Consider the following 5,658-nt stretch of genomic DNA (forward strand, 5'->3'; position numbering starts at 1 on the left):
CCAACGGCACCGTCACCGGCGTGCAGTCAGGGCTCTGCCTGGACGTGACCGGAGCATCCACGGCGAACGGCGCCCTGGTCGAACTGTGGACCTGCAACGGCGGCAGCAACCAGCAATGGACCCTCGGGTAGCGAGAAACCGTCTCGAGGGTGCAACCCTGCCGGAGCGGCGTTCGCCGCTCCGGCAGGCGTGTGCGCCGCCGGGCGACGTGCGGGCCCCCGGCGGCAACCGCGCGCGCGGCGCTGGATAACGCGCCGGTAGTCCTCAAGGTGTCGTCCAGATGCGGCCTGGCCGCTTCGGCTGCGGCACCGGGGTCGATGCCGATGCGGATGCCGATGGCCGCGGTCTTGATCATCGCGCAGCGCCGAGTCGTCGCCGGCGTCACCGGCGGCCCGGTCAAGTAACGCCACACTGCCGTGGCGCCATACCCATGGAGGAGTCAATGAGGACAATGACCTCGACAAGCTCGACAAGAAGGAGATCCGGCCGCCTGGCCTTGGCCGCCGGCACCGCCCTCGCGCTGGCGATCCCCCTGCTCGCGCCGGCGGCGAGCCACGCCGCATCGGGCGAGTCGCTCACTGTCGACCTCGCATCGACGCGCGGGGCGGCGACCGGGGTCGGCGAAGGGTTCCTGTACGGCATCAGCCAGGACGGCACCCAGCCGTCGGACCAGTACCTCCAGCCGCTGAACATCACCGCGTACCGCGGCGGCGGGCACGCCTCGGGCGGCTGGATCGCGGACAACTACACGTACGGCAACTCGACCAAGGCCGACGTCAACGAGATCCTCGCGCAGGCGCGCCGATTGACTCAGGGCTCGTATCACGCGCAGTACCAGGTGATCCTCAGCGACATGTACGGCGCGGACGGCGGCCAGCCTTCGAACACGACGTTCCCGTGTGACAACGGCAACTGTTCGAACTGGGTCGGCTACATCGATTCCGCCGTCGGGGCGTTGCAGGCTTCGGGACTGAAGTTCGCGTACGACATCTGGAATGAACCGGACATCTCCGCGTTCTGGACGCGTGGGATGAACAGCACCCAGTACTTCCAGATGTGGGACACCGCGTACCGGGAGATCCGCAAGGTCGCGCCGAGCGCGACGATCGTCGGCCCGTCGATCGCGTTCACGCCGCTGGCGAACCCGGGCGAGTGGTCGACCTGGCTCTCGCACGTGAAGTCGGCGGGCACGGTGCCGGACATGATCACCAACCATGACGAGGGCGACGTCGACGATCCGGTCGCGGTGTCGCAGGCACTCAACAATGCTCTGTCATCGGCGGGGATCAGCGCTCGCCCGCTGTCGGCCAACGAGTATCAGCCGGCCGACCGGCAGACCGCCGGCGTCACGGCCTGGTACCTGGCGCGGTTCGCGCAGTCCGGGTACGCCAACGCGATGCGCGGCAACTGGGTGTGCTGCGAGACGCCGAACCTGACCGGGGTGCTGACCAACAGTGGCGGCTCGTGGCAGCCTACGGGCAACTGGTGGACGATGCGTGACTACGCGGACATGACCGGCACGCTCGTGAACACCTCCGGCCAAGTCAACTCGACCGCCGTCTCCGCATCCGAGGACAGCACCAACAAGCGCGCCGTGGCCATCATCGGCGACAGCAACGGGTACACCGGAAGCGCCTCCGTCACCTTCAACGGCCTGGCCACGCAGCCCTGGCTGGGCAGCTCGGTGAACGTGGTCGTACAGCGCATCCCCGACCAGGCACCGCTCAGCTCCCCGCAGGTCGTGCTCAACCAGACCATGAACGCCAGCGGCGGATCGATGACCGTGCCTTTCACGTTCCAGGCCTCCCACGACGCCTTCGCCGTCTATCTCACCCCCGCCGGCTCCAGCAGTGGCGATGTGGTGACCGTCACCAGCCCGGGCAACCAGAGCGGCGCCGTGGGCACCCCCATCACCGCGATCCAAATCCAGGCCACCGACTCGGCCGCCGGGCAGAGCCTGGTCTTCGGCGCTACCAGCCTGCCGCCGGGCCTGTCGATCTCCTCCAGCGGCCTGATCACAGGCACCCCCACCGCAGGCGGCACCTACACCCCGATCGTCGTCGCCACGGACAGTAGCGGCGCCGCCGGCTCCACATCGTTCACCTGGAGCGTCAGTGGCGGCAGTTCAGGGGGCAGCACGGGGCCGTTGCACGCGGTGGGTGCGGGTAAGTGCCTTGATGACCCCAACTCAAGCACCTCGGGTGGTACGCAGCAGCAGATCTACACCTGCAACGGCGCCGCGAACCAGACCTGGACGCACACCTCCGCCGGCGCGCTGTCCGTGACCGTCAACGGCACGACCATGTGCCTGGACGCGAACGGTAAGGGCACCACCGCGGGCACCAAGGCGATCATCTGGTCCTGCAACGGCCAGAGCAACCAGCAGTGGAACCTCAACTCCAACGGCACCGTCACCGGCGTGCAGTCAGGGCTCTGCCTGGACGTGACCGGAGCATCCACGGCGAACGGCGCCCTGGTCGAACTGTGGACCTGCAACGGCGGCAGCAACCAGCAATGGACCCTCGGCTGAGGCACGAATATCCCGTAAGAGGATTCTGCCTCGCCGAAAGCTGAAGCTCGGCGCGTGGCCCGCTTCGGGGCCACGCGCCGAGCGCGCGCGGTTGCGTACGCCCACCAGTGAACCGCGCATATCGGCATCGACCACGCGTCGAAATCGACACACGCCGTGACACCGACCGGCACCACATTCTTGTCAGGTGCGAGCGGCGCCCGGGAGCACACATCCCGGACGCCGCTCGCGCCAGACACTCGGCGGAAATCGCTACATATCAGTGCTGGAGTGTCAGCAGGCCGGGCCGCCACGGCAGGAGGTTGTAGGCCTGGTTGGCGTTGGGGTCCTTGCCCTGGTAGAGGAACTGCAGGTTGCACGGGTCGATGGTCATGGTCTGGTCCGGGTTGTTGCGCACCAGGTCACCGTGGCTGATGTCGTTGGTCCAGGTGGCGCCGCTGTTGGCCTTGCCCGCGAAGGGGTTGCTCTCGCTGGTGGCCTGCGGGGTCCACGACCCGCTCAGGCTGCTGGCGGTGAACGAGCGGAAGTAGCGACCGTTCGCGCCCATCGCCTCGACGATCATCAGGTACTGGTTCTGGCCCTGCACCTTGTAGACCTGCACCGCCTCGAACAGGTTGGCAGTCGAGTCGCTCATCACCGTGGTGTAGTTGGAGCCGAAGCTGCTCGGGAAGTTCCCGATCGGCATGCTCGCCCGGTAGATGTTGCCGTTGTCCCCGGCGAAGAACAGGTACATGTTCGTGCCGTCGCCGATCAGGGTCTCGTCGATCGGGCCGGTGCCGGAGTTGGAGATGCTGCCGGTGAACAGCGCCTGCTGCGAGGACCAGCCGTTGGGGTTGGTCGGGTCGCTGGAGGTGCGGTACATGAAGGGCGCGGAACCCCACTCGGACGCCAGCACCCAGATGTTCTTCGGCGCGAAGTAGAGAAGCGTGGGCGCCACCCCGGCCTGGTTCATTCCGGTCTGGGTCGCCGAGGCCATGTCGGACCAGTTGGTGAACGGAGAGAAGCCCGTCGAGCCGTACGACCCGGAGCCGTTGACGTCCGAGGCGTAGACGATGTGCTTGCCGTTGTAGACGACGTTGGTGAAGTCCTTGAGCGAGACCCACCCGTTCTTCGGCTGCGCCAGCGCACCGGTCGACGTCCAGTGGTACGTGGACGGCAGGGAGCAGTTGCCGCTGCTCCCGCTCGGGGACGGCGACGCAGACGCCGACGGGGAGGACGAGGGTGAGGATGACGGTGAAGAGGACGGCGAGGCCGACGGCGTGGGTGTGGGCGTCGAGCTCGGGGTGGGTGTGGGGGAGCCGCTGTTGACGGCGCCGGTACACGTGGTGCCGTTGAGAGTGAAGCTCGCGGGGACCGGGTTGCTGCTGGTCCAGCCGCCGTTGAACCCGAAGTTGGTGGTCGCGCCGGTGCCGATCGAGCCGTTGTAGGAGACGTTGGTGACGGTGACGTTGCCGCCGGATTGGGTGTAGCTGCCGTTCCACAACTGTGTGATGGTCTGCCCCGCGCCGAAGGACCAGGACAGGCTCCAACTGCTGAGCGGGCTGCCGAGGTTGGTGATGTTCACGCTCGCGCCGAAGCCGCCGGGCCACTGGCTGCTGATCGTGTACGAGACCTGACAGCCGGAGGCGGCCTGTGCCGAGGAGGTGGCGACCACGGTCATGCCGGCGGCTATGACCGCGGCGACCGCTCCGCCGGCCACCCACGACCGGTATTTGGTGTCTTTCAAGTGGATCCCTGCCTTGTGTCGAGTGGGTTGGACGGACGCGCCCACCGCAGCGGGAGCGCCCGATCGGATGGGCTGGTTCAAATGCCGGCGCAGCGGCGTGCCGGCGTGAAGGGCGAGCCGTCGGCGGTGAGTGCGAAACTTCGTCGACGCCTTACACAGCCTTCTGCCATCAGAGCCCTCTGCCATCAGAGCCCGCTGCCATCAGACGCCCGCCTTGGTGCCTGCCGCCGCGCGGACGCAGCCCGGCGTTGCGCAGCCGGCTGATTTCACTAGCCGCGAGTCGTTATGAGACGCGCGTCGGTCGCGTCAGTCGGTCAGCCGCATGCGGTTCCGTTGAGGGTGAAGGCGGTGGGGTTGGTGTCGTTGGCGCTCCAGGTGCCTTGGAAGCCGATTTGGACGTTGCCGCCGGGGGCGATGGCGGCGTTGTAGCTCATGTTGGTCGCGGACGCCGCCGATCCGGTCTGGGTGACGGTGGCGTTCCAGGCGTTGGTGACCTTCTGGTCGCCGGGGAAGCTCCAGGTCAGGGTCCAGCCGTTGATCGCGGTGGTGCCGGTGTCGGTGATCGTCAGATTCGCGGTGAAACCGCCGCCCCACTCGTTCTTCACATACGAGACCTGGCACGTCCCGCCGCCGGTGGTGTCACTGCTGATCGTCCAGATGAACGACGCGGACCCGGACGCGCCGGTCGAGTCGGTGGCGGTGAGCGTCACGTTGAAGATGCCCGCGGTGCTCGGCGTGCCGGTGACCAGGCCCGACGAGGAGATCGACAGGCCGGGCGGCAGGCCGGTGGCCGTGTAGGTCAGGCTCTGTCCCGCCGCGGAGTCGGTGGCGTGGATCTGCAGGCTGCCGATAGCCGCGCCGGCCGACCCGGACTGGCTGCCCGGGTTGGTCACCGACACCGTGTCACCGCTGTTGCCGGAGATGCTCCACGCGAACGACGCCGAACCCGACGCCCCCGTCGCATCCCTCGCGGTCACAGTGACGCTGTAGGTGCCCGCGGTGCTCGGCGTGCCGGTGACCAGGCCCGACGAGGAGATCGACAGGCCGGGCGGCAGGCCGGTGGCCGTGTAGGTCAGGCTCTGTCCTGCCGCGGAGTCGGTGGCGTGGACCTGAAGGCCGCTCACGGAGGTGCCCACCGCGCCGCTCTGGTTGCCGGGGCTGGTCACCTTGACGGAGTTGCCGGTGGAGCCGCTGCCGTCCAGGCCCATGAAGCGGATGGCGTAGCCGGCCATGCCAGAGCCCTTGATCGGTAGCTGATGCCCGGCGCCGGCGATACTGTACGCCTCGACCTGCGTGGTTCCGGAGCCGTCGTTGTAGCGGGTCCGGGTCCAGCCGGAGACCGGCGTGTCGGTGGACGACGGGGTCTGACTCACCCCGAGCACGTTCGTCCACTGCTTGATCT

General features: G+C 67.9%; 5 protein-coding genes. 3 read left to right on the forward strand and 2 right to left on the reverse strand.

Annotated features, from left to right (window positions below):
• The 3 genes from KGA66_RS27795 to KGA66_RS32345 form a co-directional block, all read left to right on the forward strand.
• A partial coding sequence (locus KGA66_RS27795; protein WP_211472357.1) for an RICIN domain-containing protein occupies positions 1-131 on the forward strand: 131 nt, incomplete at its 5' end.
• A 138-nt stretch (positions 132-269) separates the two neighbouring features.
• Complete coding sequence (locus KGA66_RS31270; RefSeq protein WP_281416870.1) at positions 270-404, forward strand: hypothetical protein; 135 nt, start codon at positions 270-272, stop codon at positions 402-404.
• A 47-nt stretch (positions 405-451) separates the two neighbouring features.
• On the forward strand, positions 452-2,530 hold the full coding sequence (locus KGA66_RS32345; RefSeq protein ID WP_211472351.1) for a ricin-type beta-trefoil lectin domain protein: 2,079 nt from the start codon (positions 452-454) through the stop codon (positions 2,528-2,530).
• A 259-nt stretch (positions 2,531-2,789) separates the two neighbouring features.
• On the opposite strand, the gene KGA66_RS27805 is transcribed toward KGA66_RS32345, so the two are convergent.
• Both KGA66_RS27805 and KGA66_RS27810 read right to left on the reverse strand, forming a co-directional pair.
• A complete protein-coding gene (locus KGA66_RS27805; RefSeq protein WP_369015983.1) occupies positions 2,790-4,190 on the reverse strand; it encodes a non-reducing end alpha-L-arabinofuranosidase family hydrolase in 1,401 nt (466 codons plus the stop codon).
• A gap of 380 nt (positions 4,191-4,570) precedes the next feature.
• On the reverse strand, positions 4,571-5,658 hold a 1,088-nt coding region (locus tag KGA66_RS27810; RefSeq protein WP_211472355.1), incomplete at its 5' end, for a cellulose binding domain-containing protein.

Source organism: Actinocrinis puniceicyclus (assembly GCF_018283645.1).
Taxonomy (GTDB): domain Bacteria; phylum Actinomycetota; class Actinomycetes; order Streptomycetales; family Catenulisporaceae; genus Actinocrinis; species Actinocrinis puniceicyclus.